Below are 21,964 nucleotides of genomic sequence, written 5' to 3'. Positions count from 1 at the left end.
TCGTCTGAAGGAAAGTGCTTATGAAGATCGTCAGCCGCGATCAGTGGTTCGAAGTCAAACATCTCAGCGACGGCATCCGCTTGATTCACGAGCCGTACATCCGGCCTTTCTACCGCTGCAACCTCTGGCACATCCAGGGCCGTGACAGGGACCTGCTGCTGGACAGCGGCTCGGGCCTGGTCAGCCTGCGCGAGCAACTGCCGTGGATCACCGAGCGGCCGCTGGTGGCCGTGGCCAGCCACTGCCATTTCGATCACATCGCCGGTCATCACGAATTCGCCGAGCGCCTGGTGCATCCGGCCGAGGCGGACATCCTGGCCGCGCCGGATGGCGACAACGACTTGAGCAAAGCCTTTGTCGGCGACGACATGTTCGAGGCGCACCCCGATTGCCCGCTGTGCTACGCCGAATACCGGGTCAAGGCCGCGCCGGCCACGGGTTTTGTCGAAGATGGAGATGTGCTGGACCTGGGCAACCGCGTGTTGCAGGTCGTGCACACGCCGGGACACTCGCCGGGTGGCATCTGCCTGTACGAAGCCGCCACCGAGACCTTGTTCAGCGGCGACATCATCTACGACGGGCCGTTGATCGAAGACGCCTACCATTCCAACCTCGAGGACTACGCACGCAGCCTGCAACGCCTGCATGCGCTGCCGATCCGCACGGTGCATGGCGGGCATTTCGGCAGTTTTTCCGGAGAGCATTTGCGCGGCATGATTGACGAATGGCAACGCTCCCACGGCTAAAGCCTGCTGTACTCAACGGCAGGGAATGCACCGGCAGGGAGAACTGCACCCACTTCCTCGAAGAACGATCATGAAAGAAGCCGCCCTTCGTGCTGTCGTACATCGCTACATCAGCCGCCTGCTGGAAGGCCGGGATGACTTCGACGACAACGCCAGCCTGGCGCAGTTGGGATTGGACAAAAAAGATATCGAAGAGCTGATCTTCCATCTGGAAGATGAACTGGGTGTGACGGCGTTTACCGTGGAAGAAGACCGGATGCTCAAGACCGCCAGGACGGTGAATGATTTGAGCCGATTCTTGCTGGAGATTGGGCGGCATTGAGGCTGATCGTCAACGACCTGAATCGTGGCGAGGGAGCTTGCTCCCGTCCGACTGCGCAGCAGTCGCAAAACCTGCAATCCAATGACCTGCTAAAACTCAGTGACTATTTGGGGCTGCTTCGCAGCCAAGCGGGAGCAAGCTCCCTCGCCACAGCAAGCCCCCTTGCCACAGAAAGCCCTTCATCAGTCAGGTAGCATCAGCCATTACCGGCGTCGCTGCTGGCGCCGACGCTGCTCGTCGTCAGTACGAACAGGCACGGGTTGCAGAGGCGGTTCGATCAAGCCGAGCGCCACGCCCAGGTCATGCAGCCAGTTTTGGATTTTCTCTTTCATGGTGCCCCCTTCAGGGTAGTGCCGAGCGGCCAAAATTCTGTAGCCCCTTCGCACTGATAATAGTCCGAAGTCCTACGCAATGCTCGTGCAAAGTCGCAATGATCTGTTACTGAATCCATCACAATCAGCCGGCGTTCAGGCAATTTCACGCGCCTGCACCGGTGCCTGCGGAAAAACCGCCTGTTGCTGCTCGATCCAGGCATTCAGGTTGGCCCCGACCATGCCCTTGCGCCACATCAGCCAGGTGGTCGCGCTGGCAAACGGCTCGGCCAACGGGTGCACGGCCACACTCTCGCGGCCCGGCAGGCTGGCGAGCATCGACTCCGACATCAGCGCCACACCGGAACCGGCAATCACACACGCAAGCATTCCCGGATAGGACTCGATCTCCATCGCCCGGCCCATCGCCGCATGGTCATGGGCGAACCAGGCCTCCAGGCGCATGCGATAGGAGCAGCCCTGACGAAAAGTGAACACCGCGCGACCTTCCACATCCAGCGCGCTGCGCACGGGCGGATGATCGGCCTCGCTGATCAGCACCAGACGCTCGTCGCACAAGGGCACACCGTCGAGCCCGGCCAGCTCCATAGGGCCATCCACCAGCGCCGCATCGAGTCGACCGGTGAGCAGACCTTCGAGCAATTCACCGCTGGGGCCGGATTGCACTTGCAGGTTCACCGCCGGATACAGGCGGTGATAGCGCGCCAACAGCCCCGGAAGGTGAATAGCCGCCGTGCTGTACATGGTGCCGAGCACGAAGTCGCCCGCCGGTTGCCCGCCCTGCACGGCCGCGCTGGCTTCGTCGCGCAAGGCAAACAACCTGGCGGTGTAGTCCAGCAGGACTTTTCCCGCAGGCGACAGCTGCAAACGCTGACGCTCGCGCAGGAACAGTTCTACACCCAGTTGCTCTTCCAGCTGTTTGAGCCGGGTCGACAGGTTCGACGGCACTCGATGCAGCCGTTCGGCGGCCCGGGTGATGGACCCTTCCTCCGCTACCGCCTGGAAGATGCGTAATTGGCTGAACTCCACGATATTCTCCAAAAAAGAACAAGTTACTCACTATTATTCATTTTTAAAGAAAGTCAATCAGCCCTAGCCTGACGGTCATCGATCCTCTGAACGGTATCCAGACCATGTCTCCCCTGATTCGATTATCCGCCAGTTTCGTTGCCCTGATGATGGCCATGGGCATCGGCCGTTTTGCCCTGACGCCGCAATTGCCACACCTGCTCAGCGAAGGTCAGATCGACCTGACCGCCGCCGGGCTGATTGCCGCCGCCAACTACCTCGGTTATTTCATCGGCGCGGTGGACGCCATGTTTTCCCGGCGTCCCGCGCAAGTGCGCCGGCGCTTGCTGGGCGGGTTGTGGCTCTGCGTGTTGCTGACCCTGGCGTCGTTCTGGGCCAACGGGTTCTGGTCGCACCTGCTGCTGCGCTTCGGCACCGGTGTGGCCAGCGCCTGGGTGTTGGTGATGATCACCGCGCTGAGCCAGCCGCTCGCGGCAGCGGCCGGTCGTCCCCGGCTCGGCGCTCTGGTCTTCGCCGGACCGGGCCTGGGGATTTTTCTCACAGGTTTGTTGGCCCTGGGCTCAAATCTGCTGGGCCAGACATCCGCCACCTTGTGGCTGGTGTACGCCGCTGCAGGGCTGGCGATGCTGCTGGGGATTCTGCCGTTCCTGCCGCAAGCGAGCGCAACCGCGACCGCTGCACCCGGCGCCAGCGCATCGGGTACTCAAGGCATCGCTCGCCTGGGCTTGATCTACGGCTTGTACGGGTTGGGCTACATCATCCCGGCGACCTTCCTGTCGCAAATGGCCAATGCGCAATTCCATGGCCAATGGCAGGCCGACCTGTTCTGGCCGTGCTTCGGTCTTGCCGCGGCTTCGGGTGTGGTGCTGGTGAGTCTGCGTCGCCAAAAAGCGGGCGCAACGCGGCACTGGTTGATGGCAACACTATGGCTGCAAGCCGCAGGTGTGTTCGCCTGCCTGCTGGCCAACGGTCCGGGGCTGGCATTGGGTGTGATCCTGTGTGGCACGCCGTTCCTGGCCTGCATGCAACTGGTGATCCAGCGTTCCCGGGAACTGGCCCCCCATGCCACCCAACGCAATGCCGGCCTGCTGACGGCCTGCTTTGCCGTGGGCCAGCTTAGCGGGCCATTGCTGGCGGCGCTCAGCAGTCATTTCAGTGGCGGCTTGCAGCCGGCACTGGTGGTCGCCGGCTGCGGCTTGCTGATCGCCGGCGGTCTGTTGCTCGCGCCGGTCAGTGCTGCCCCAGAGCTTTGCGCAAACGACGGCGCAGCCACTGCTCAGCGCTGACAAAGGTGATGCCCGCCAACACCAGCACTGCGCCAAGCACGAAGTTCAGGCTCAGTTCCTCCCCCAGCAGCACGACACCAAAGGTGACGCCGAACAACGGTGTCATGAACGAAAACACCGCGAGGTTCGCCGCCAGGTAACGGCGCAACAACCAGAACCACACCAGGTAACTGAAGAACGACACGACCACGCCCTGAAACAGCACACTGGTGACCGCCACGGTGGTCAGGCTGACATGGGTGATCTGGCCACTGAGCAGAGCGATCAACAGCAAACCGAAAAAACCGACAATCAACTGATAGAACAGCGTCAGGGTCACCGGCGCTTCCGACAGGCGCGAGGCGCGCACCACCACCGTGGTCGCGCCCCAGGCGGCCCCCGCCAGTACCCCCAGGGCATCGCCCATCAACATGCGGTAATCAAGGTTGTCCCAGGACACCCCGCCGGCAAACGCGATGGCAATCCCGATAAAGGCCAGGACGATCCCCAGCCATTGCAGGGGTCGCAAACGCTCACTGGGCAATAACCAGTGCACACCCAACGCCGTGAAGATCGGCGCGGTGTAGAGGAACACCGACATGTGCGCCGCCGTGGTCAGTTGCAGACCTTCGGAAATGAAGAAGAACTCCAGGCCGAACAAGGCTCCGGCCAGCAGACCGCCGCGCCAGGTCGTATTCACCTGGTTCCAGCCGCCCTTCCAGCAGATCAGCAGCCCGACCAGCAACGCCGACATGCCGGAACGTCCGGCCGCCTGCATCACCGGCGCGATATCGGCCGCCGCCCACTTGATCATCACCTGCTGAACGCCCCAGACCAGGCACAATCCGACCATCACTTGCAGGGCAAACCCGTCGGTACTGCGCCGGGTAACGCTCACCGGAACACCTCGAAGACACAATCCATGGCAAAGACTCGGCAGTAAAAGCAAACCCCGGCTGTCGATTATCAACCAGAAGGCCGGAAAATAACCCTGTAGGAGCTGCCAAAGGCTGCGATCCTGATTTCAAGGATCAAAAGATCGCAGCCTTCGGCAGCTCCTACAGGGGCAGAGTGGGATCAGCTAAGTTCGATACGATCGGCATGAATGACAATCTGGCCATTCTTGTACAACGCGCCAATGGCCTTCTTGAAGTTGCCCTTGCTGACACCGAACAGACTGCTGATCAACGCCGGATCGCTCTTGTCGCTCACGGCCAGGGTGCCGTTGTTTTCACGCAACTTGGCGAGGATCTTCGAGTTCAGACTAGTGGCCGCTTCTTGGCCGACCGGCTGCAGGCTCAGGCTGATCTTGCCATCGGCGCGAACTTCCTTGATGAAACCCTTTTCTTCTTTACCGGCGCGCATGAACTTGAAGATTTCGTTCTTGTGGATCAGGCCCCAATGCTTGTTGTTGATGATGGCCTTGAAGCCCATGTCCGTGGCTTCGGCCACCAGCAAGTCCACTTCCTGGCCAGCCGTGTAGTTGGCCGGGGTCTTGTCCAGATAGCGGTCCAGGCGCGCGGTCGCGGTAATGCGGCGGGTGTGCTTGTCGAGGTAGACGTGTACCACCACATACTCGCCCGCCGTCATCTGACGCTTCTCTTCGGAGAACGGCAGCAACAGGTCCTTGGGCAAGCCCCAGTCCAGGAATACGCCGATGCTGTTGACTTCAACAACTTTCAAACTGGCGAATTCACCCACTTGAACTTTCGGCTTTTCAGTAGTGGCGATGAGTTTGTCATCGCTGTCCAGATATATAAAAACGTTGAGCCAGTCTTCATCTTCGCTAGGAATATCTTTTGGAATATAACGATTTGGCAGAAGGATTTCGCCATCCGCGCCACCGTCCAGATATAAACCGAAGTTAGTGTGTTTAACCACTTGCAAACTGTTGTAACGCCCGACTAAAGCCATGTCCAATACCCTCATTGCGTGGGCGGCATTCTACCCGGTTTTAAGCGCCGCGTTCGGCCCCCGGCCCGGTGGTGCGAGAAAATCCTCTGAAGGCCTTGATTTTCATGGGCTTTCATCGCATGCCTGGCCGCTCGTCAGACCGATCCGGGCATTCAGGCCATGCCCAGACAAGCGTGGCGCAGTATTTTTCAAGGCATGTTCTTAATTAAAACAGCGGCTTAGACGTATATTTCGAATATTGTCCGAGTACTGATTACCCCGACCTCACGAGTATTGCGAGGGGATATTTGCCAAGCAATTATCAGGTAATTCCTGTACGATGCCTGGCCAAGTTAATTTTCTACAGGTTAATGGCCGCCATGCGCGTAAAAGCATCCACCAGCAAAGCAAAGCCAGCTCCAGCCGTTGAAACCAGCGAGTCGATCAACAGCCAGATCGCAGCGTTCCTCAAGTCCGGCGGTGAAATCCAGCAAATTGCCAAAGGCGTCAGCGGCCAGACGTTCGGCCCGTCCAAGCAGATCACCCTGGGCAAAAAGTAAACCCCTCGCGTCACCTGGTCCCAAAGCGCTTTGAGCCTCGAAGCGCTTGGACTGGAACCCTCTTCACTCCCTCCGGCACCCCCATCAAATCCATGGAAATCGACGAACGGCCTTCGCTGCCGATCATTCGCCGGTATCCTTGCACGCGTCTGGATCAAGCGTTTCAGCGGGCTCGCCAGCCTGCACTCGCTGCTCATGGAGTGACGCATGTTCAAACCTTTCTGTTTATCGGCATTGCTCGGCGGTCTGTTGGTTTGCTCCGCAGCACACGCACAAATCTTTCAGCGTGAACTGGGTGCCTTCGACCTCAAGCTCGGCACCACCCCCACCCGCAGCATGGCCCAAGGTCTGGTCAAACCCTCGGCCGTCGGTTCGTTCCACGCAGGCCTGGACCTGAGCCACGACAGCGGTTTCTACGTGGGCCAATGGTCACCCAGCATGGGCATCAGCCCGGGGAAAGACCTCGAGATCGACTCCTACGCGGGCTTTAAACAACCCTTCGACCAAACCCTCGGCTACGAAGTGGGCCTGATCCGCTACAGCTACCCCGAAGTCACCACCCCTGACAGCCAGGAACTGTTCGGCGGCCTGACCTTGCTCGGCAGCCGTTTCGGTATAGCCTTCAGCAATGACCCGGACAAACAGAACAACACGCTGTTCGCTGACTTGAGCGGCAATCAACCGTTCGGTGTCGGTATCAGCCTGAAATACACCACCCACCAATTCAATACGCCAGTGGCGGTGGATGGCGGGTATGTAGGCAGTTTTACCGATTGGTCGCTGAAATTGTCCCGCCCGTTCATGGGCATCGACCTCGACCTGATCTACAGTGACTCCAGCCTGAGCGGCAGCGGTTGCTCGGCCTATGCCGGGCACAACAGCCGATGCGACGGGCTGGTGACGCTCAAGGCCGAACACGCGTTCTATTGATCGGCTGAACTGCCGGCCCTCTCCTGGGTTCACAAGAGAATCAGACCCCGAAGACTGGCTTTCGCAAGGATTCGCCCATGCCCCGCTGGTTCATACATATCGCCGTTGTGTTGACCGTTGCCCTCGCCCTCGGCGCCTGCAGCCGCGTGGGCCTGGCCTACCGCAATCTCGATGTGATCATCCCGTGGACGCTCAGCGACTACCTGGACATGAACGGCGAGCAGAAAAGCTGGCTGGACGAACGCTTGAAGGAACACCTGAGCTGGCACTGCACCACCCAACTGCCCGGCTATCTCGACTGGCTGGACCGCCTGCAAACCATGATCGCGACCAACCAGGTCACCGATGCCGCCTTGCAGGCCCGCGCCCACGAAGCCGAACAGGCGATCGCCGAGACCGCGCGGGAAATCACCCCGTCGGCCATCGAGTTGCTGCAAGGGCTGGATGACAAGCAAGTCGCCGAAATGAACGATGCCTTCGCCAAGGACCGGCGCAAACGCCAGGAGGAATACCTCAAGCCCACCCTCGACCAGCAGATCAAGGAGCGCAGCGCGCGCATGGAGAAGCGCCTGAACGACTGGCTCGGCCCACTGAACAACACCCAGCAACAGCGGGTCACCACATGGTCCAGGGCCTTGGGTGATCAGAATACGCAGTGGCTGGCCAATCGTGTCCATTGGCAGAAACAGTTCAGCGCGGCCGTTGCGCAACGCCAGAGTCCACAATTCCCACAACGAATCGAGACACTTCTGATCAATCGCGAGAGTTTGTGGACACCCGCCTATCGTAAGGCCTTTGCCAACACCGAGGCCCAGGCACGTTCGCTGTTCGTGGATCTCATGGCTGCAAGCACACCGAGCCAGCGTGAACGATTACTGAAGAAAATCGAGGGTGTAAGAAAGGACTTCAGTGACCTGAAGTGCCTGAAAGCGGCGAAACAAGGCTAAGCCCAGCGTAGATACTATGTGGGAGCGGGCTTGCTCGCGAAGACGTCGGCACATCCAACATGGATGTGACTGACAGACCGCTTTCGCGAGCAAGTCGAATCGTCGCACCGCCGCTCCCACAAAGGCACAACCGCATCTCAGGCAATCTGCGCCTTCGACGCCACCTCATCAAACGTCATCTCATCCAGCGCATCCTCCTGTTCATCGAGCACCTGCCGCGGGTGATCATTACCGGGAATACTGCTGTCGAGCAGGCTCAACAAACGCGATCCCCGCGCCGTCAAAATGTAATTGGCACCCGTACCCCCTTCGTCTTCCGGTCGCGGCGCGATATAGCCACGCATCAGCAGCAGCTTTTCGTACTCGCCAGCCACCGTTTTCAAGTGATCAAGATTTTCTATCGACTCGCCTTCCGCGGCCTTCTGCGCCGCATGCTGTTCGGCGTAAGGCCGCGGCGTGAAGTTGTGGCCTGCGCTGTTTTGCGCTTCATGCAGCAAGCGCTCGATCAAGTCCCAGTTGTAAGTCGTCATCCTGATTCAACCTCCGGTGTCCGTTCAATGGATGCCCGTGCAATTGAACGGGCCTTACAGGTTGTGACCGGTGCACCCAGCTGCCGTTCAGACGGCCTTTCGCTGATGACCGACCGGCGGCATGTCGAATTCCACCCAAGCCAAACGACTAGTCTGTGTAGGTCACCTCCCAGCCCCACGCAGGAGAAAACAACATGAACATCCAGAATCACCCCGTCGTGTCGCGGGAAGAATGGCTCGCCGCCCGCAAACAACACCTGATCCACGAGAAAGCCTTCACCAGGGAACGGGACAAACTCAGCGCCGAACGCCGCGCCCTGCCCTGGGTGAAAATCGACAAGGACTACCATTTCCAGGGGCCCAATGGCGAACTGAAACTGGCGGACCTGTTCGGCGGCCGCAGTCAGCTGGTCATCTACCACTTCATGTTCGCCGAGGGCTGGGACGAGGGCTGCCCCGGTTGCTCGTACCTCAGCGATCACATCGACGGCGCCAACCAGCACCTGGCCCACCACGACATTGCAGTGGTGGCGGTTTCCCACGCACCCTTCGCCGAATTCCAGGCCTTCAAGCGGCGCATGGGCTGGAGGTTCGACTGGGTGTCGTCGGCAGGATGCGACTTCAACTACGACTTTGGCGTCTGTGCCCGGGCCGAAGAGGTCGCCGCAGGAAAGGCTACGTACAACTACGAAAAAACCGACGGCGCCGAGGAAGAACTCCCTGGTCTCAGCGTGTTTTATCGCAATGAAGCCGGCGAAATCTTCCACACCTACTCCACCTATGCCCGTGGCCTGGACATGCTGGTTGGCGCCTACAACTACCTCGACCTGACGCCCAAGGGTCGCAACGAGGAGGAAATCATGGAGTGGGTGCGCCACCATGACAAATATGAGGAACAGGCGAAGTCGAGTTGCTGCCATGGTAGTTAGCCCCCCGGACACCGAGGTGCGGCCTTCGCGGGCAAGCCCGCTCCCACAGTTTTCCGTGTTGCTCACAAAACCTGTGGGAGCGGGCTTGCCCGCGAAGGGGCCCTGACAACCCACGAAAATTTCACAGACTGAACTTTCCCCAAGGGCCAGCGCTCAACCGGATAACCCGCCTTGACCGGAACTGAGGCCCGCCCCCATGAAACCACTGCTGAAGAAGCTCACTCTCGCCGCTGCCCTCGCTTGTGCCCTGCCCGCCTGGGCCTGTACTCCCGAGGAGGCCACCGCCAAACGCGAACAACTGGCCCGGGAAGTGGCCAAGCTCACCGAGCAGAACCCGACCAAGGCCAAAGAGATCAATGACGAGTTGCAAAAAATGGATCTGGGCACTGCCTCGAAAGACTTGCCGGACAAGTGCCAGTTGATCGACCAGCGCTTGAAGGAGCTGGGCGCTGCCGAGAAGAAAACCGAAGGCTGATAGACGCCAGGAATAAAAAAACCCGGACACTGTCCGGGTTTTTCCTGGGTCGCGTACAGCGACTTACTCAGCCGCTGGCGCTTCCGGCTTGCGGCGCTTGAGCGGCGCCATGCCGTCCTTGCTGACCAGGGAGTCGCTCTTTGGTCGGTTGGCGCTCTTGCGCTTGGTCGGGGTCTTGGCGGCAGTTTTCTTCTTGTCACCCTTGGCGTCGGTCTTTTTCTTCTTCACGCCGACAGCCTTGCCCGAGGCCTTGACCTTCTTCGGTCCGCCGTAGGTGCCTTTGACTTCCTTGATGGTGCGGCGCTCGAAGCTCTGCTTGAGGTAGCGCTCGATGCTCGACATCAGGTTCCAGTCGCCGTGGCAGATCAGCGAGATGGCCAGGCCATCGTTACCGGCACGGCCGGTACGACCGATACGGTGCACGTACTCGTCGCCACTGCGCGGCATGTCGAAGTTGATCACCAGGTCCAGGCCGTCAACGTCCAGACCGCGAGCGGCGACGTCGGTGGCCACGAGGATTTTCACGCCGCCCTGCTTCAGGCGGTCGATCGCCAGTTTGCGATCCTTCTGGTCTTTCTCGCCGTGCAGCACGAACGCTTTGTATTCCTGCGCCACCAGGCGGCCGTAGATACGGTCGGCCATGGCCCGGGTGTTGGTGAAGACGATGGCCTTCTGGTACGTCTCGTTGGCCAGCAGCCAGTTGACGATCTGTTCTTTGTGCTGGTTGTGGTCAGCGGTAATGATCTGCTGGCGAGTGGTGTCGTTCAGCTGGCTGACCGCGTTGAGCTGCAGGTGCTCCGGGTTGTTCAGGACCTTGGCGATCATCTCGCGCAGGCCCGAGCCACCGGTGGTGGCGGAGAACAGCATGGTCTGCTGACGGTTGGTACATTCGTCCACCAGACGCTGCACGTCTTCGGCAAAGCCCATGTCGAGCATGCGGTCGGCTTCGTCGAGCACCAGTACTTCGACTTCCTTGAGGTCGAGGTTGCCGGCGTTCAGTTGCTCGATCATCCGGCCCGGCGTACCGATCAGGATGTCCGGCACCTTGCGCAGCATCGCGGCCTGGACCTTGAAGTCTTCGCCGCCGGTGATCAGGCCGGACTTGATGAAGGTGAACTGCGAGAAGCGTTCAACTTCCTTCAGCGTCTGCTGGGCCAGTTCGCGGGTCGGCAGCAGGATCAGGGTCTTGATGCTGACGCGGATTTTCGCCGGGCCGATCAGACGGTTGAGGATGGGCAAAACGAATGCGGCGGTTTTGCCGCTACCGGTTTGCGCCGTCACCCGCAGGTCACGCCCTTGGAGCGCCAGCGGAATGGCCGCGGCTTGCACAGGCGTTGGCTCGACAAATTTCAGCTCGGCCACGGCTTTGAGCAGGCGTTCGTGCAGGGCGAATTGGGAAAACACGGGTGCTACCTCGAAGAAATGCAAAAAAACAGCTGCATAGGGTAACGGTTTCGAGCGCTCAGGCCGAGTTTCTTTGTGCAAATGGCGGTAAACAGTTGGTTTTTTGTTGCCTTGTTTTTCCCAAAACGCAATACAAAGCGTCTTAAATGCTCTAATCGCCTCTCGCGCCCTACAGAAGAATCGTTTTGACCATGGATATCAAACAGCTCTGGATCAACGTCCTGGACCTTTGGGGTGCCCTCGACCAGCACCCGCTCTTACATTCCAGCCTGGCGCTGCTGCTGTTGCTGGCCATTGCGCTGTTCCTCGGACGGGTGGCGCGCTACCTCATACTGCACGCGGCAAAAATGCTCAGCCGCCAGCCGGCGCTGCATTGGGTCAATGATTTTCTACAGAACAAGGTGTTTCATCGCCTGGCCCAGATCACGCCTTCGCTGGTCATCCAGTTCGGCCTCAATCTGGTGCCGGACCTGAGCAAGACCAGTCTGAATTTCCTCGGAAACGTCGCCCTGTCCTTCACCTTCCTGTTTCTGCTGCTGGCGGTCAGCGCCCTGCTCAATGCCCTGCTGGACATCTACGCCCGCACCGAACACGCCCGCACCCGCTCGATCAAGGGCTATGTGCAACTGGCGAAAATGGTGCTGTACGTGTTTGGCGCGATCATCATCGTCGCGACCTTGATCGACCGCTCGCCGCTGTTGCTGCTTTCGGGCCTGGGTGCCATGTCGGCGGTGATTCTGTTGGTCTACAAGGACACGCTGCTGTCGTTCGTCGCCAGCGTGCAATTGACCAGCAACGACATGCTGCGGGTCGGCGACTGGATCGAAATGCCCCAGGTGGGCGCCGACGGCGATGTGGTGGACATCACCTTGCACACGGTCAAGGTGCAGAACTTCGACAAGACCATCGTCTCGATTCCGACCTGGCGCCTGATGTCCGAGTCGTTCAAGAACTGGCGCGGCATGCAGGCTTCCGGTGGCCGCCGGATCAAGCGCAGCCTGTTCATCGACGCCAGCGGCGTGCGCTTCCTGCGCGACGACGAGGAACAGAAGCTGTCCCAGGTGCACTTGCTCACCGACTACATGACCCGCAAACAGGCGGAACTCAAGGCCTGGAACGAGGCCCAGGGCAACGTCGCGGCCATGTCGGCCAACCGTCGGCGGATGACCAACATCGGCACTTTGCGCGCCTATGCGCTGGCCTACCTGAAGAGTCATCCGGGGATCCAGCCGAACATGACCTGCATGGTCCGCCAGATGCAGACCACAGCCCAGGGCATTCCACTGGAAATCTACTGCTTTACCCGCACCACGGCGTGGGCCGACTACGAGCGGATCCAGGGGGATATTTTCGACTACCTGCTGGCGGTGCTGCCGGAGTTCGGGTTGAACCTGTATCAGCAGCCGAGCGGAACGGATCTACGTGCGGGGCTGCTGCCGGCGATGTTGGGCGCGAGCCACATTCCCGAGCCTGAAAAACACGTCATGTAACACCGCAAATCTTCATCGGCGCTGCCGCAGCGCTGCGATTTTCTGATTTCAGGATCAAAAAATCGCAGCCTGCGATAGCCCCTACGCAGGTTGTGCGCCCTTAATGATGCCCAACCGACTGATCCACACCGCCAGCAAAATCACCGAACCGCCGAGCAACAATCGCCCCAGTTCCTCATGCTGGTTCCAGATCAGCAGATTGATCAGCAACCCCACAGGCACATGCAGGTTGTTCATCACCGCCAGGGTCCCGCCATTGACCATGCACGCCCCCTTGTTCCACCAATACAAACCCAGCGCAGTCGAGACCAGACCGAGGAACAGCAACACGCCCCATTGCAAAGGCGCTTCGGGCAGGAAGTCCTGTTTGCCAAACAGCAGGAACGCTGGCAACGCCACCGCCAGTGCGCCAAGGTAGAAGTAGCCAAAGCGTCGGTAATGCGGCAGATCGCTCGGGTGGCGGGCAACCAGGTGTTTGTACAGCACCTGCCCGGCGGCATAGGTGAAGTTGGCCAGTTGCAGCAGCAGGAAACCCATGAAGAAGTCCGGGTTGATCCGGTCAAAGCGAATCACCGCCGCCCCCGCCACCGCCACCAGTGCCGCGACCAGGGCCCAGGAATTGAAGCGACGATTCAGAGCATCTTCGATCAGGGTCACGTGCAGCGGCGTGAGGATGGTGAACAGCAGCACTTCCGGCACCGTCAGTACGCGAAAGCTCAGGTACAGGCAGACGTAGGTCACCCCGAACTGCAAGGCGCCGATCAGCAGCATGCCGCGCATGAACGCCGGCTCCACCGAGCGCCAGCGGGTCAGCGGGATGAACACCAGCCCTGCCAGGAGCACACGCACCAGCACCGCAAAGTAACTGTCGACATGACCGGCCAGGTATTCGCCGATCAAACTGAAGGAAAACGCCTGGATCAGCGTGACAAAAAGTAGATAGCCCATGCTCGCCTCGTTTCGAATGGCGGCGACGATAGCGGGTTTTGCTACTGATCGCGAACGCTAAACCAACACAAAAACTGTGGGAGCGGGCTTGCTCGCGAAGAGGGAGTGTCAGTCGACATAAATGTGGGATGACACACCGCTTTCGCGAGCAAGCCGGCTCCCACTAGGGGTGTGTGTCCGCTCAAAAAATCCCGGGCAAAAAAAAAGCCCGATCTCGCTAAAGCGTTCAATCGGGCCAGAGCACTCAGGAGCAACAAGTGCGAAGGGAGGTTCGATGCGCGTACAGGCTTGAAGGGGTGCGCCAGGTCACTAGACCATCCAGCGATTATCTGGCGATTAATGGTTCAGGCCACTTGCGCAAGCCTGGCGTTCGCCTGGTTCAGGCCCTTCTCCTGGAAGTCACCGCCCAGGTTCATGCCTTCGGCGTGGATGAACGTCACGTCGTGGATGCCGATGAAGCCCATGACCTGACGCAGGTACGGTTCCTGGTGATCGGCGGTGCTGCCGGCATAGATGCCACCACGAGCCGTCAACACATAGGCGCGCTTGCCGCTGAGCAGGCCCTGGGGACCGGTTTCGGTGTACTTGAAGGTCACGCCGGCACGCAGCACGTGGTCAAGCCAGGCTTTCAGCGTGCTGGGGATCGCAAAGTTGTACATGGGCGCGGCCATGACCAGTACATCGGCGGCGAGCAATTCGTCGGTCAGCTGGTTGGAGCGTTCCAGGGACGCCTGCTCGATGTCGCTGCGCTGCTCGGCGGGTTTCATCCAGCCACCCAGCAGGTTGATATCCAGATGCGGCACCGGATTGACGGCCAGGTCCCGGACAGTGATCTGGTCATTCGGGTGAGCGGCTTTCCACTGACTGATGAACGTTTGGGTCAGTTGACGGGAAACCGAGTCTTGCTGACGGGCACTGCTTTCGATGATCAGAACGCGGGACATGGGATGTAGCCTCCATCTGAGAATGCTGTAGGTCGATGGAGTGAAGGTTAAACAGAGTCATATCGATGAAAAAGCGCAAATAACTGCTATAACCCATCAATAAATTCGTTTATAAGCTCAACATACCCTGTGGGAGCGGGCTTGCTCGCGAATAGGCCGTGTCAGTCGACATCAACGTTGAATGACACACCGCTTTCGCGAGCAAGCCCGCTCCCACAGGAGATTGCTGTCATTTCGGGGTGCAGCTCAGCTCGATGCGCAGCTTGATGATGTTGCGGCTGAATTTGGCGGTGGCATTTTTGTGTTTGCCGGCCGGTACGTCGATCTTGCGGGTACGCGGTGCTTCCGGGCCATTGATGAAGACGGCCTTGCAGCTTGCATCGACGTCGCCGTAGTTGGCCACCTGGATGGAGCCGATGTCGTTATCCGTGTCGTAGGTCTGGTAATCGATCTTCATGCCGTTGAGGTCTTTCTTCACATCGATCGGGTAAGCCATCGCCGTCAGCGGCAGCAGCGCCAGCAGCACACAACAGATTTTTTTCATTCAGCAGCCTCCAGTAAGGGCTGCCAGCTTAGGACAAGAGGAGCTCAACATGAAAGCGCCCCGCGTGACCCTTGATCAATGGCGAACGCTGCAAGCCGTGGTCGATCACGGTGGTTTCGCCCAGGCCGCCGAGGCGCTGCATCGCTCGCAATCATCGGTCAGCTACACCGTGGCACGCATGCAGGATCAGCTCGGCGTGCCACTACTGCGCATCGACGGACGCAAAGCCGTGCTGACCGAAGCCGGCGGCGTGCTGTTGCGCCGTTCCCGGCAACTGGTGAAACAGGCCAGCCAACTCGAAGACCTGGCCCATCACATGGAACAGGGCTGGGAAGCCGAAGTGCGCCTGGTGGTCGATGCCGCTTACCCAAGCGCCCGCCTCGTCCGCGCCTTGACCGCGTTCATGCCGCAAAGCCGTGGCTGCCGGGTGCGCCTGCGTGAGGAAGTGCTGTCGGGCGTGGAGGAAGTCCTGCTCGAAGGCGTGGCCGACCTGGCCATCACGGGCTTCAGTATTCCCGGTTACCTGGGCGCGGAATTGAGCGACGTCGAGTTCGTTGCGGTCGCCCACCCCGAGCACCCCCTGCACCGCCTCAACCGCGAACTGAGCTTCCAGGACCTGGAAAGCCAGATGCAAGTGGTGATCCGCGACTCGGGCCGTCAGCAACCAAGGGACGTCGGCTGGCTCGGGGCCGAGCAACGCTGGACCGTCGGCAGCCTGGCCACCGCCGCGACCTTCGTCGGCAGCGGCCTGGGTTTTGCCTGGTTGCCCCGGCACATGATCGAACGGGAACTCAAGGAAGGTACGCTCAAGCTGCTACCGTTGGATCAGGGCGGCAGCCGCAACCCGAGTTTTTACCTGTATTCGAACAAGGACAAACCACTGGGACCTGCCACGCAGATTCTCATCGAACTGCTGCGCACCTTCGACACCGCACCACTGGACGCCCCGTTCGCCGCCCCCGAACAAGCCTGACACGGAGTGTATGCATGGCCTATTTCGAACACGAAGGTTGCAACCTGCACTATGAGGAGTATGGCCACGGCACGCCGCTGCTGCTGGTCCACGGCCTCGGTTCCAGCACCCTGGACTGGGAAAAGCAGATCCCGGCACTGGCCACCCGCTACCGGGTGATCGTCCCGGATATACGCGGTCACGGCCGTTCGGACAAACCCCGGGAGCGCTACAGCATTGCCGGTTTCAGCGCCGACCTGATCGCACTGATCGAGCACCTCAATCTCGGCCCGACACACTACGTCGGCTTGTCCATGGGCGGCATGATCGGCTTCCAGCTGGGTGTGGACCAGCCGAAACTGCTGAAAAGCCTGTGCATCGTCAACAGTGCGCCTGAGGTCAAATTGCGCAGCCGCGACGATTACTGGCAGTGGTTCAAGCGCTGGAGCCTGATGCACGCACTCAGCCTGCGCACCATCGGCAAGGCATTGGGCAGCAAGTTGTTCCCAAAGCCCGAACAGGCCGACTTGCGACAAAAAATGGCCGAGCGCTGGGCAAAAAACGACAAACATGCTTATCTCGCCAGCTTCAATGCCATTGTTGGCTGGGGGGTCCAGGAACGACTTTCCAAGGTCACCTGTCCAACCCTGATCGTCAGTGCCGACCGTGACTACACACCGGTGGCGCTGAAGGAAAACTACGTAAAACTGCTGCCCGATGCGCGGCTGGTGGTGATCGCCGATTCACGCCACGCCACGCCGCTGGACCAGCCGGAACACTTCAACCAAACGCTGCTGGATTTTCTGACTGCAGTCGACACTACCACTCAGGATCACTGACCCATGCTGAAAAAAATCGCCCTCGCCGCTGGCACCGTCCTGTTTGCCGCCAACCTGATGGCCGCAACGCCCGCCAAGGCGCCGCACGTTTTGCTGGAAACCACCAACGGCCAGATCGAAATCGAACTGGACCCGGTCAAGGCGCCGATCAGTACCAAGAACTTCCTTGAGTACGTCGACAGCGGCTTTTACAACAACACGATTTTCCACCGCGTGATTCCCGGCTTCATGGTTCAGGGCGGCGGGTTCACTCAACAGATGCAGCAAAAAGAAACCAAGGCGCCGATCAAGAACGAACACAACAACGGTTTGGTCAACGTTCGCGGCACCTTGTCCATGGCCCGCACTTCCGTGCCTGATTCGGCCACCAGCCAGTTCTTCATCAACGTCAAGGACAACGACTTCCTTGACCAGGGTGACGGCTACGCCGTGTTCGGCAAAGTGGTCAAAGGCATGGACGTGGTCGACATCATCGTCAATTCGCCAACCACCGTTCGTAGCGGCATGAAGGACGTGCCGGCCGACCCGGTGTTCATCAAGTCGGCCAAGCGCATCGACTGAGACTAAGCTGGACAAGGATGTCCGAGCCGTTGCCGGTGTTTGCCGGCAACGCTCAAACCGTTAAAAGGAGAGCCCGCTCGCGGGCGAACGACCCATGCTTTATCGCCGTTTTGAAAAACTGATCGATGTTTTCCGTGAAGCACCGACGGCGTCCCCGCCGGATCGTGTATTCCCTTTTTATACCTACTACCTCAAGCAGGTCTGGCCGAGCTTCGCCGCCCTGTTGATCGTCGGCCTGATTGGTGCATTGATCGAGGTGGCGCTGTTCAGCTACCTGAGTCGCATCATCGACCTGGCTCAAGGCACGCCGAACGCCAATCTGTTTCGCGAGCACGCCCTCGAACTGACCTGGATGGTGGTGGTGGCGCTGGTGTTGCGCCCCATATTCGTGGGCCTGCATGACCTGTTGGTGCACCAGACCCTGAGCCCCAGCATGACCAGCATGATCCGCTGGCAGAACCACAGTTATGTGCTCAAGCAGAGCCTGAATTTCTTCCAGAACGACTTCGCCGGGCGCATCGCCCAGCGCATCATGCAAACCGGCAACTCACTGCGCGATTCCGCCGTGCAAGCGGTGGATGCGTTGTGGCATGTGCTGATCTACGCCATCAGTTCGCTGGTGCTGTTCGCCGAAGCCGACTGGCGCCTGATGATCCCGCTGCTGACGTGGATCTTCGCCTTCATCGGCGCTCTCTGGTACTTCGTGCCACGGGTCAAGGATCGCTCGGTGGTGGCGTCCGATGCGCGCTCCAAACTCATGGGGCGCATTGTCGACGGCTACACCAACATCACCACCCTGAAGCTGTTCGCCCACACCCACTTCGAGCAGCAATACGCCCGCGAAGCGATCAAGGAACAGACCGAAAAAGCCCAACTGGCCGGCCGCGTGGTCACCAGCATGGACGTGGTCATCACCAGCATGAACGGCTTGCTGATCGTCTGCACCACCGGCCTGGCCCTGTGGCTGTGGACGCAGTCGCTGATCAGCGTCGGGGCCATCGCCCTGGCCACCGGCCTGGTGATCCGCATCGTCAACATGTCCGGCTGGATCATGTGGGTGGTGACCGGCATCTTCGAAAACATCGGCATGGTGCAGGATGGCCTGCAGACCATTTCGCAACCGGTCAGCGTCACTGACCGCGACCAGGCCAAACCCCTGGCAGTGGCCCGTGGCGAAGTGCGTTTCGAGCAGGTGGACTTCCACTACGGCAAGCAGAGCGGGATCATCGGCGGCCTCAACCTGACCATCAAGGCTGGCGAGAAAATCGGCCTGATCGGCCCGTCCGGCGCGGGCAAATCGACCTTGGTTAACCTGCTGCTGCGCCTGTACGACGTCGAAGGCGGACGCATCCTGATCGACGGCCAGAACATCGCCGACGTCAGCCAGGAAAGCCTGCGCGAACGCATCGGCATGATCACCCAGGACACCTCGCTGCTGCACCGCTCGATCCGTGACAACCTGCTGTACGGTAAACCCGACGCCACCGACGCCCAACTCTGGGAAGCGGTGCACAAGGCCCGGGCTGACGGTTTCATTCCTTCACTGTCGGACGCCGAAGGTCGCACCGGTTTCGATGCCCATGTCGGTGAGCGCGGGGTGAAACTTTCCGGCGGCCAGCGTCAGCGCATCGCCATTGCCCGTGTGCTGCTCAAGGACGCGCCGATCCTGATCATGGACGAGGCCACCTCGGCGCTGGATTCGGAAGTCGAATCGGCGATCCAGGAAAGTCTCGAAACCCTGATGCAGGGCAAGACCGTGATCGCCATCGCTCACCGGCTCTCGACCATCGCCCGGATGGACCGGCTGGTGGTGCTGGAAAACGGCAAGATCGCCGAAACCGGAACCCACGCCGAGTTGCTCGCCCATGGCGGCTTGTATGCGCGGCTGTGGCAACACCAGACGGGTGGGTTTGTCGGGATCGATTGATCCCTGGGATGGCCACATAACCTGTAGGAGCGAGCTTGCTCGCGATGGATGAAGGGACGCCGCGCGGTGTCAGGTTTTCAGCGTTATCGTTGACGACCATCGCGAGCAAGCTCGCTCCTACAGGGATTGGCACGACCGATAGCCTCCAAAAAAAACCGCCAGCCCCCCTCAAACACGGGGCCTGGCGGTTTTTTATGCCTGCTGGAATTCTGAAAAAACCGTGCTGTACTCACTGCAACGTTCTGGAGGTGGTTCTGCAGTCCATCGGCTGGAGGCTCAAGGCAGCATAATCTCGAAAGGGCACTCTCTTATGTCTCTGTTAAAACGTTCGGCGACTGAGTTGGTAGGTACGTTCTGGCTGGTATTGGGTGGTTGCGGCAGTGCGGTGTTGGCAGCGGCTTTTCCAGAGGTGGGGATCGGCTTGCTCGGGGTGTCCTTCGCGTTTGGCCTGACCGTGCTGACAATGGCCTTCGCCATCGGTCATATTTCCGGCTGTCATCTCAATCCTGCGGTATCCCTCGGCCTGGTGGTGGGTGGGCGGTTTCCGGCCAGGGAATTGCCGGCCTACATCATTGCCCAGGTCATTGGCGGCGTGATTGCAGCCGCCCTGCTGTACTTCATTGCCAGCGGCAAACCCGGTTTCGAACTGGCAGGAGGCCTGGCGTCCAACGGCTACGGCGAACACTCGCCTGGCGGCTATTCAATGGCGGCAGGGTTTGTCTGTGAACTGGTGATGACCGCAATGTTCATCCTGATCATCCTCGGCGCCACCGATAAACGTGCACCGGCAGGACTGGCGCCGATTGCCATCGGCCTGGGGCTGACGCTGATCCACCTGATCTCGATCCCGGTCACCAACACCTCGGTCAACCCGGCGCGCAGCACCGGCCCGGCGCTGATCGTCGGCGGCTGGGCGATTCAACAACTGTGGATGTTCTGGGTCGCCCCCCTGCTCGGCGCAGCGGTCGGCGGCGTGCTGTATCGCTGGCTGGGCAAGGAAGACAACTGACGCGTCTGCGGTGAAGATCAGCCTTGTCGATAAGGCAAGGCTGACTTCGCATCTTCTGCATAAGCCAGCACCCCCAGCCGCTCCTGCTCCAGAAAGTCTTTCACCGCCGCCTTCAACCCCGGATGCCGCAGGTAGTGCCAGGAATGGGTGATGACGGGCTCGAATCCACGAATCAGTTTGTGCTCGCCTTGCGCACCGGCATCGAAACGCTGGAAACCGTTGGCGATGGCGTAGTCCATCCCCTGGTAGAAACAGGTCTCGAAATGCAGCCGATCGAACTCCGCCAGGCATCCCCAGTAACGGCCATAAAAGCTGTCGCCCCCCACCAGACTGAATGCCATCGCCACTGGTCGTGAACCCTGCCTGGCCAGCACCACGCGAATCGACTCCGGCATGCGTTCGGCCAACAGGCTGAAAAACTCCCGCGTCAGATACGGCCTTTGCCGGCGCACCGCGTAGGTATTGGCGTAGCAGGCATAGACGAAATCCCATTGCGCCTGACTCAGCTCCCGCCCCTCCAGCCATTCGAACTCGAAGCCCTGCCCGGCCACCTGTTCGCGCTCCTTGCGCATCTGTTTGCGCTTGCGCGAACTGAGCACGTCGAGGAAGTCCTGGAAATCCCGGTAACCGCGATTCTGCCAGTGATACTGACAGCCAACGCGCTGCAGCCAGCCGGGCTGTTCGCCCAATGCCGCATCGGTGAATGGATCGGTGAAATTGATGTGGGCGCTGGAAAGCCCTTCGAGTTCAAGATAGCCCGGCAGGCTTTTCAACAGTTCGAAACCGTCTTCGACCGTGGCCGCCAACAGCCGCGGCCCGGCGACAGGACTGAATGGCACCGCGCTCAACAGCTTGGGGTAGTAATCGATGCCGGCGCGTTCGCAGGCATCGGCCCAGGCGTGATCGAACACGTACTCGCCGTAGGAATGCCACTTGCGATAACCGGGCAGCGCGGCGATCAGGCGATCACCTTCAACGTGCAGCAGATGCTCGGGCTGCCAGCCGGAATGGGGGCCGACACTGCCGCTGTCTTCCAGTGCACTCAAAAAAGCGTGACGCAGAAAAGGCTGGCTCTCCGGCACCATGGCATCCCAGGTCTGCGGGGCGATTTCTGACAGTTTTTGCAGGCGTTGCAACGGCATCACCATCCTCACTCTTCATGGCGTGAAAGCCCCGCGAGTATCGCCTATCGCTCCACATTGCACACGGGCAAAGCGACGACAGTGCTCTAACTCAACCGTTCACGGCAGCTTTGTATCGTCATGGACATGACATCACATTGCCACTGCTCTGTAATAAACCATCGCGATACTGGCGCCTGTTTTTAGAGCGCCGGGTTATACCCGGCCACAGTTTTCCGCCCCTTACGGTCGGTTGTGCCCCGGATG

The 21,964-nt window shown here is 60.0% G+C and carries 24 protein-coding genes; 14 read left to right on the top strand and 10 right to left on the bottom strand.

The window, feature by feature from the left end:
- The first annotated feature begins 20 nt into the window (after positions 1-20).
- Positions 21-746 (top strand): MBL fold metallo-hydrolase, encoded by a 726-nt coding sequence (locus AC3WN7_RS14930; protein ID WP_095963798.1) that lies wholly within the window; start codon positions 21-23, stop codon positions 744-746.
- Positions 747-816: 70 nt separating this feature from the next.
- Positions 817-1,068 carry a phosphopantetheine-binding protein gene (locus AC3WN7_RS14925; protein WP_102673853.1) on the top strand — a complete coding sequence of 84 codons (252 nt, stop codon included), beginning with the start codon at positions 817-819 and terminating at the stop codon, positions 1,066-1,068.
- 203 nt (positions 1,069-1,271) lie between these two features.
- Here AC3WN7_RS14925 and AC3WN7_RS14920 read toward each other — a convergent pair whose 3' ends face one another.
- Together AC3WN7_RS14920 and ptrR are read right to left on the bottom strand one after the other, a co-directional pair.
- A complete protein-coding gene (locus AC3WN7_RS14920) occupies positions 1,272-1,400 on the bottom strand; it encodes a PA1414 family protein (RefSeq protein WP_007972508.1) in 129 nt (42 codons plus the stop codon).
- 135 nt (positions 1,401-1,535) lie between these two features.
- Entirely contained in the window at positions 1,536-2,429 is an 894-nt protein-coding gene (gene ptrR / locus AC3WN7_RS14915) for a putrescine utilization regulator PtrR (RefSeq protein WP_095963796.1), read from the bottom strand.
- Positions 2,430-2,533: 104 nt separating this feature from the next.
- On the opposite strand from ptrR, the gene AC3WN7_RS14910 reads away from it, so the two are divergent.
- Positions 2,534-3,715: an MFS transporter gene (locus AC3WN7_RS14910; RefSeq protein WP_102673854.1), complete on the top strand. Its 1,182-nt coding sequence runs from the start codon at positions 2,534-2,536 to the stop codon at positions 3,713-3,715.
- On the opposite strand, the gene AC3WN7_RS14905 is transcribed toward AC3WN7_RS14910, so the two are convergent.
- Together AC3WN7_RS14905 and AC3WN7_RS14900 are read right to left on the bottom strand one after the other, a co-directional pair.
- Complete coding sequence (locus AC3WN7_RS14905) at positions 3,660-4,592, bottom strand: DMT family transporter (RefSeq protein ID WP_095963794.1); 933 nt, start codon at positions 4,590-4,592, stop codon at positions 3,660-3,662. The genes AC3WN7_RS14910 and AC3WN7_RS14905 overlap by 56 nt on opposite strands.
- A gap of 179 nt (positions 4,593-4,771) precedes the next feature.
- Complete coding sequence (locus AC3WN7_RS14900; RefSeq protein WP_095963793.1) at positions 4,772-5,608, bottom strand: CvfB family protein; 837 nt, start codon at positions 5,606-5,608, stop codon at positions 4,772-4,774.
- A 350-nt stretch (positions 5,609-5,958) separates the two neighbouring features.
- On the opposite strand from AC3WN7_RS14900, the gene AC3WN7_RS14895 reads away from it, so the two are divergent.
- From AC3WN7_RS14895 to AC3WN7_RS14885, 3 genes are all read left to right on the top strand, one after another.
- Complete coding sequence (locus AC3WN7_RS14895) at positions 5,959-6,147, top strand: PFL_1563 family small protein (protein WP_015096330.1); 189 nt, start codon at positions 5,959-5,961, stop codon at positions 6,145-6,147.
- A gap of 207 nt (positions 6,148-6,354) precedes the next feature.
- Positions 6,355-7,077 (top strand): TorF family putative porin, encoded by a 723-nt coding sequence (locus tag AC3WN7_RS14890; RefSeq protein ID WP_095963792.1) that lies wholly within the window; start codon positions 6,355-6,357, stop codon positions 7,075-7,077.
- A gap of 77 nt (positions 7,078-7,154) precedes the next feature.
- On the top strand, positions 7,155-8,024 hold the full coding sequence (locus AC3WN7_RS14885; protein ID WP_095963791.1) for a DUF6279 family lipoprotein: 870 nt from the start codon (positions 7,155-7,157) through the stop codon (positions 8,022-8,024).
- A gap of 137 nt (positions 8,025-8,161) precedes the next feature.
- On the opposite strand, the gene AC3WN7_RS14880 is transcribed toward AC3WN7_RS14885, so the two are convergent.
- Positions 8,162-8,554 carry a transcriptional regulator gene (locus AC3WN7_RS14880; RefSeq protein WP_095963790.1) on the bottom strand — a complete coding sequence of 131 codons (393 nt, stop codon included), beginning with the start codon at positions 8,552-8,554 and terminating at the stop codon, positions 8,162-8,164.
- A 194-nt stretch (positions 8,555-8,748) separates the two neighbouring features.
- Here AC3WN7_RS14880 and AC3WN7_RS14875 point away from each other — a divergent pair, with 194 nt between their 5' ends.
- Positions 8,749-9,483, top strand: coding sequence for a DUF899 domain-containing protein (locus tag AC3WN7_RS14875; RefSeq protein ID WP_095963789.1), 735 nt, complete (start codon positions 8,749-8,751; stop codon positions 9,481-9,483).
- Between the two features lie 196 nt (positions 9,484-9,679).
- Entirely contained in the window at positions 9,680-9,958 is a 279-nt protein-coding gene (locus tag AC3WN7_RS14870) for a hypothetical protein (RefSeq protein WP_102673855.1), read from the top strand.
- Positions 9,959-10,021: 63 nt separating this feature from the next.
- On the opposite strand, the gene AC3WN7_RS14865 is transcribed toward AC3WN7_RS14870, so the two are convergent.
- A complete protein-coding gene (locus tag AC3WN7_RS14865; protein ID WP_007972492.1) occupies positions 10,022-11,362 on the bottom strand; it encodes a DEAD/DEAH box helicase in 1,341 nt (446 codons plus the stop codon).
- A 191-nt stretch (positions 11,363-11,553) separates the two neighbouring features.
- On the opposite strand from AC3WN7_RS14865, the gene AC3WN7_RS14860 reads away from it, so the two are divergent.
- Positions 11,554-12,852: a mechanosensitive ion channel family protein gene (locus AC3WN7_RS14860; RefSeq protein ID WP_095963787.1), complete on the top strand. Its 1,299-nt coding sequence runs from the start codon at positions 11,554-11,556 to the stop codon at positions 12,850-12,852.
- An 81-nt stretch (positions 12,853-12,933) separates the two neighbouring features.
- Here the strand turns inward: AC3WN7_RS14860 and AC3WN7_RS14855 are convergent, their stop codons facing one another.
- The 3 genes from AC3WN7_RS14855 to AC3WN7_RS14845 form a co-directional block, all read right to left on the bottom strand.
- Positions 12,934-13,800: a carboxylate/amino acid/amine transporter gene (locus tag AC3WN7_RS14855; protein ID WP_102673856.1), complete on the bottom strand. Its 867-nt coding sequence runs from the start codon at positions 13,798-13,800 to the stop codon at positions 12,934-12,936.
- A 344-nt stretch (positions 13,801-14,144) separates the two neighbouring features.
- Positions 14,145-14,744, bottom strand: coding sequence for an FMN-dependent NADH-azoreductase (locus AC3WN7_RS14850; protein WP_015096339.1), 600 nt, complete (start codon positions 14,742-14,744; stop codon positions 14,145-14,147).
- A 229-nt stretch (positions 14,745-14,973) separates the two neighbouring features.
- On the bottom strand, positions 14,974-15,288 hold the full coding sequence (locus AC3WN7_RS14845; RefSeq protein WP_102673858.1) for a 3-phosphoglycerate kinase: 315 nt from the start codon (positions 15,286-15,288) through the stop codon (positions 14,974-14,976).
- 49 nt (positions 15,289-15,337) lie between these two features.
- Here AC3WN7_RS14845 and AC3WN7_RS14840 point away from each other — a divergent pair, with 49 nt between their 5' ends.
- The 5 genes from AC3WN7_RS14840 to aqpZ all read left to right on the top strand — a co-directional run bounded on the left by AC3WN7_RS14840 (position 15,338) and on the right by aqpZ (position 20,576).
- On the top strand, positions 15,338-16,261 hold the full coding sequence (locus AC3WN7_RS14840; protein ID WP_057715975.1) for a PA3225 family LysR-type transcriptional regulator: 924 nt from the start codon (positions 15,338-15,340) through the stop codon (positions 16,259-16,261).
- Between the two features lie 14 nt (positions 16,262-16,275).
- The gene (locus AC3WN7_RS14835) at positions 16,276-17,079 is read left to right on the top strand and encodes an alpha/beta fold hydrolase (protein WP_102673859.1); all 804 of its coding nucleotides are present in this window, start codon (positions 16,276-16,278) and stop codon (positions 17,077-17,079) included.
- 3 nt (positions 17,080-17,082) lie between these two features.
- Positions 17,083-17,640: a peptidylprolyl isomerase gene (locus AC3WN7_RS14830; protein ID WP_095963783.1), complete on the top strand. Its 558-nt coding sequence runs from the start codon at positions 17,083-17,085 to the stop codon at positions 17,638-17,640.
- 94 nt (positions 17,641-17,734) lie between these two features.
- Positions 17,735-19,567 carry an ABC transporter ATP-binding protein gene (locus tag AC3WN7_RS14825; protein WP_095963782.1) on the top strand — a complete coding sequence of 611 codons (1,833 nt, stop codon included), beginning with the start codon at positions 17,735-17,737 and terminating at the stop codon, positions 19,565-19,567.
- A gap of 310 nt (positions 19,568-19,877) precedes the next feature.
- A complete protein-coding gene (aqpZ, locus tag AC3WN7_RS14820; protein ID WP_102673860.1) occupies positions 19,878-20,576 on the top strand; it encodes an aquaporin Z in 699 nt (232 codons plus the stop codon).
- A gap of 17 nt (positions 20,577-20,593) precedes the next feature.
- On the opposite strand, the gene AC3WN7_RS14815 is transcribed toward aqpZ, so the two are convergent.
- Positions 20,594-21,718: a GNAT family N-acetyltransferase gene (locus tag AC3WN7_RS14815; RefSeq protein ID WP_095964052.1), complete on the bottom strand. Its 1,125-nt coding sequence runs from the start codon at positions 21,716-21,718 to the stop codon at positions 20,594-20,596.
- Between the last annotated feature and the right edge of the window lie 246 nt (positions 21,719-21,964).

Source organism: Pseudomonas sp. FW305-70, assembly GCF_058783925.1.
Note: the sequence above shows the minus strand (reverse complement) of the source record. Positions and strands in the feature narration are given on the sequence as shown.

What these genes read in the sequence shown, in the direction of transcription:
- AC3WN7_RS14930 (WP_095963798.1), top strand. Translation starts at nt 21, where the DNA reads ATGAAGATCGTCAGCCGCGATCAGTGGTTCGAAGTCAAACATCTCAGC.
- AC3WN7_RS14925 (WP_102673853.1), top strand. Translation starts at nt 817, where the DNA reads ATGAAAGAAGCCGCCCTTCGTGCTGTCGTACATCGCTACATCAGCCGC.
- AC3WN7_RS14920 (WP_007972508.1), bottom strand. Translation starts at nt 1,400, where the DNA reads ATGAAAGAGAAAATCCAAAACTGGCTGCATGACCTGGGCGTGGCGCTC.
- AC3WN7_RS14910 (WP_102673854.1), top strand. Translation starts at nt 2,534, where the DNA reads ATGTCTCCCCTGATTCGATTATCCGCCAGTTTCGTTGCCCTGATGATG.
- AC3WN7_RS14900 (WP_095963793.1), bottom strand. Translation starts at nt 5,608, where the DNA reads ATGGCTTTAGTCGGGCGTTACAACAGTTTGCAAGTGGTTAAACACACT.
- AC3WN7_RS14895 (WP_015096330.1), top strand. Translation starts at nt 5,959, where the DNA reads ATGGCCGCCATGCGCGTAAAAGCATCCACCAGCAAAGCAAAGCCAGCT.
- AC3WN7_RS14890 (WP_095963792.1), top strand. Translation starts at nt 6,355, where the DNA reads ATGTTCAAACCTTTCTGTTTATCGGCATTGCTCGGCGGTCTGTTGGTT.
- AC3WN7_RS14885 (WP_095963791.1), top strand. Translation starts at nt 7,155, where the DNA reads ATGCCCCGCTGGTTCATACATATCGCCGTTGTGTTGACCGTTGCCCTC.
- AC3WN7_RS14880 (WP_095963790.1), bottom strand. Translation starts at nt 8,554, where the DNA reads ATGACGACTTACAACTGGGACTTGATCGAGCGCTTGCTGCATGAAGCG.
- AC3WN7_RS14875 (WP_095963789.1), top strand. Translation starts at nt 8,749, where the DNA reads ATGAACATCCAGAATCACCCCGTCGTGTCGCGGGAAGAATGGCTCGCC.
- AC3WN7_RS14870 (WP_102673855.1), top strand. Translation starts at nt 9,680, where the DNA reads ATGAAACCACTGCTGAAGAAGCTCACTCTCGCCGCTGCCCTCGCTTGT.
- AC3WN7_RS14860 (WP_095963787.1), top strand. Translation starts at nt 11,554, where the DNA reads ATGGATATCAAACAGCTCTGGATCAACGTCCTGGACCTTTGGGGTGCC.
- AC3WN7_RS14855 (WP_102673856.1), bottom strand. Translation starts at nt 13,800, where the DNA reads ATGGGCTATCTACTTTTTGTCACGCTGATCCAGGCGTTTTCCTTCAGT.
- AC3WN7_RS14850 (WP_015096339.1), bottom strand. Translation starts at nt 14,744, where the DNA reads ATGTCCCGCGTTCTGATCATCGAAAGCAGTGCCCGTCAGCAAGACTCG.
- AC3WN7_RS14845 (WP_102673858.1), bottom strand. Translation starts at nt 15,288, where the DNA reads ATGAAAAAAATCTGTTGTGTGCTGCTGGCGCTGCTGCCGCTGACGGCG.
- AC3WN7_RS14840 (WP_057715975.1), top strand. Translation starts at nt 15,338, where the DNA reads ATGAAAGCGCCCCGCGTGACCCTTGATCAATGGCGAACGCTGCAAGCC.
- AC3WN7_RS14835 (WP_102673859.1), top strand. Translation starts at nt 16,276, where the DNA reads ATGGCCTATTTCGAACACGAAGGTTGCAACCTGCACTATGAGGAGTAT.
- AC3WN7_RS14830 (WP_095963783.1), top strand. Translation starts at nt 17,083, where the DNA reads ATGCTGAAAAAAATCGCCCTCGCCGCTGGCACCGTCCTGTTTGCCGCC.
- AC3WN7_RS14825 (WP_095963782.1), top strand. Translation starts at nt 17,735, where the DNA reads ATGCTTTATCGCCGTTTTGAAAAACTGATCGATGTTTTCCGTGAAGCA.
- aqpZ (WP_102673860.1), top strand. Translation starts at nt 19,878, where the DNA reads ATGTCTCTGTTAAAACGTTCGGCGACTGAGTTGGTAGGTACGTTCTGG.
- AC3WN7_RS14815 (WP_095964052.1), bottom strand. Translation starts at nt 21,718, where the DNA reads ATGCCGTTGCAACGCCTGCAAAAACTGTCAGAAATCGCCCCGCAGACC.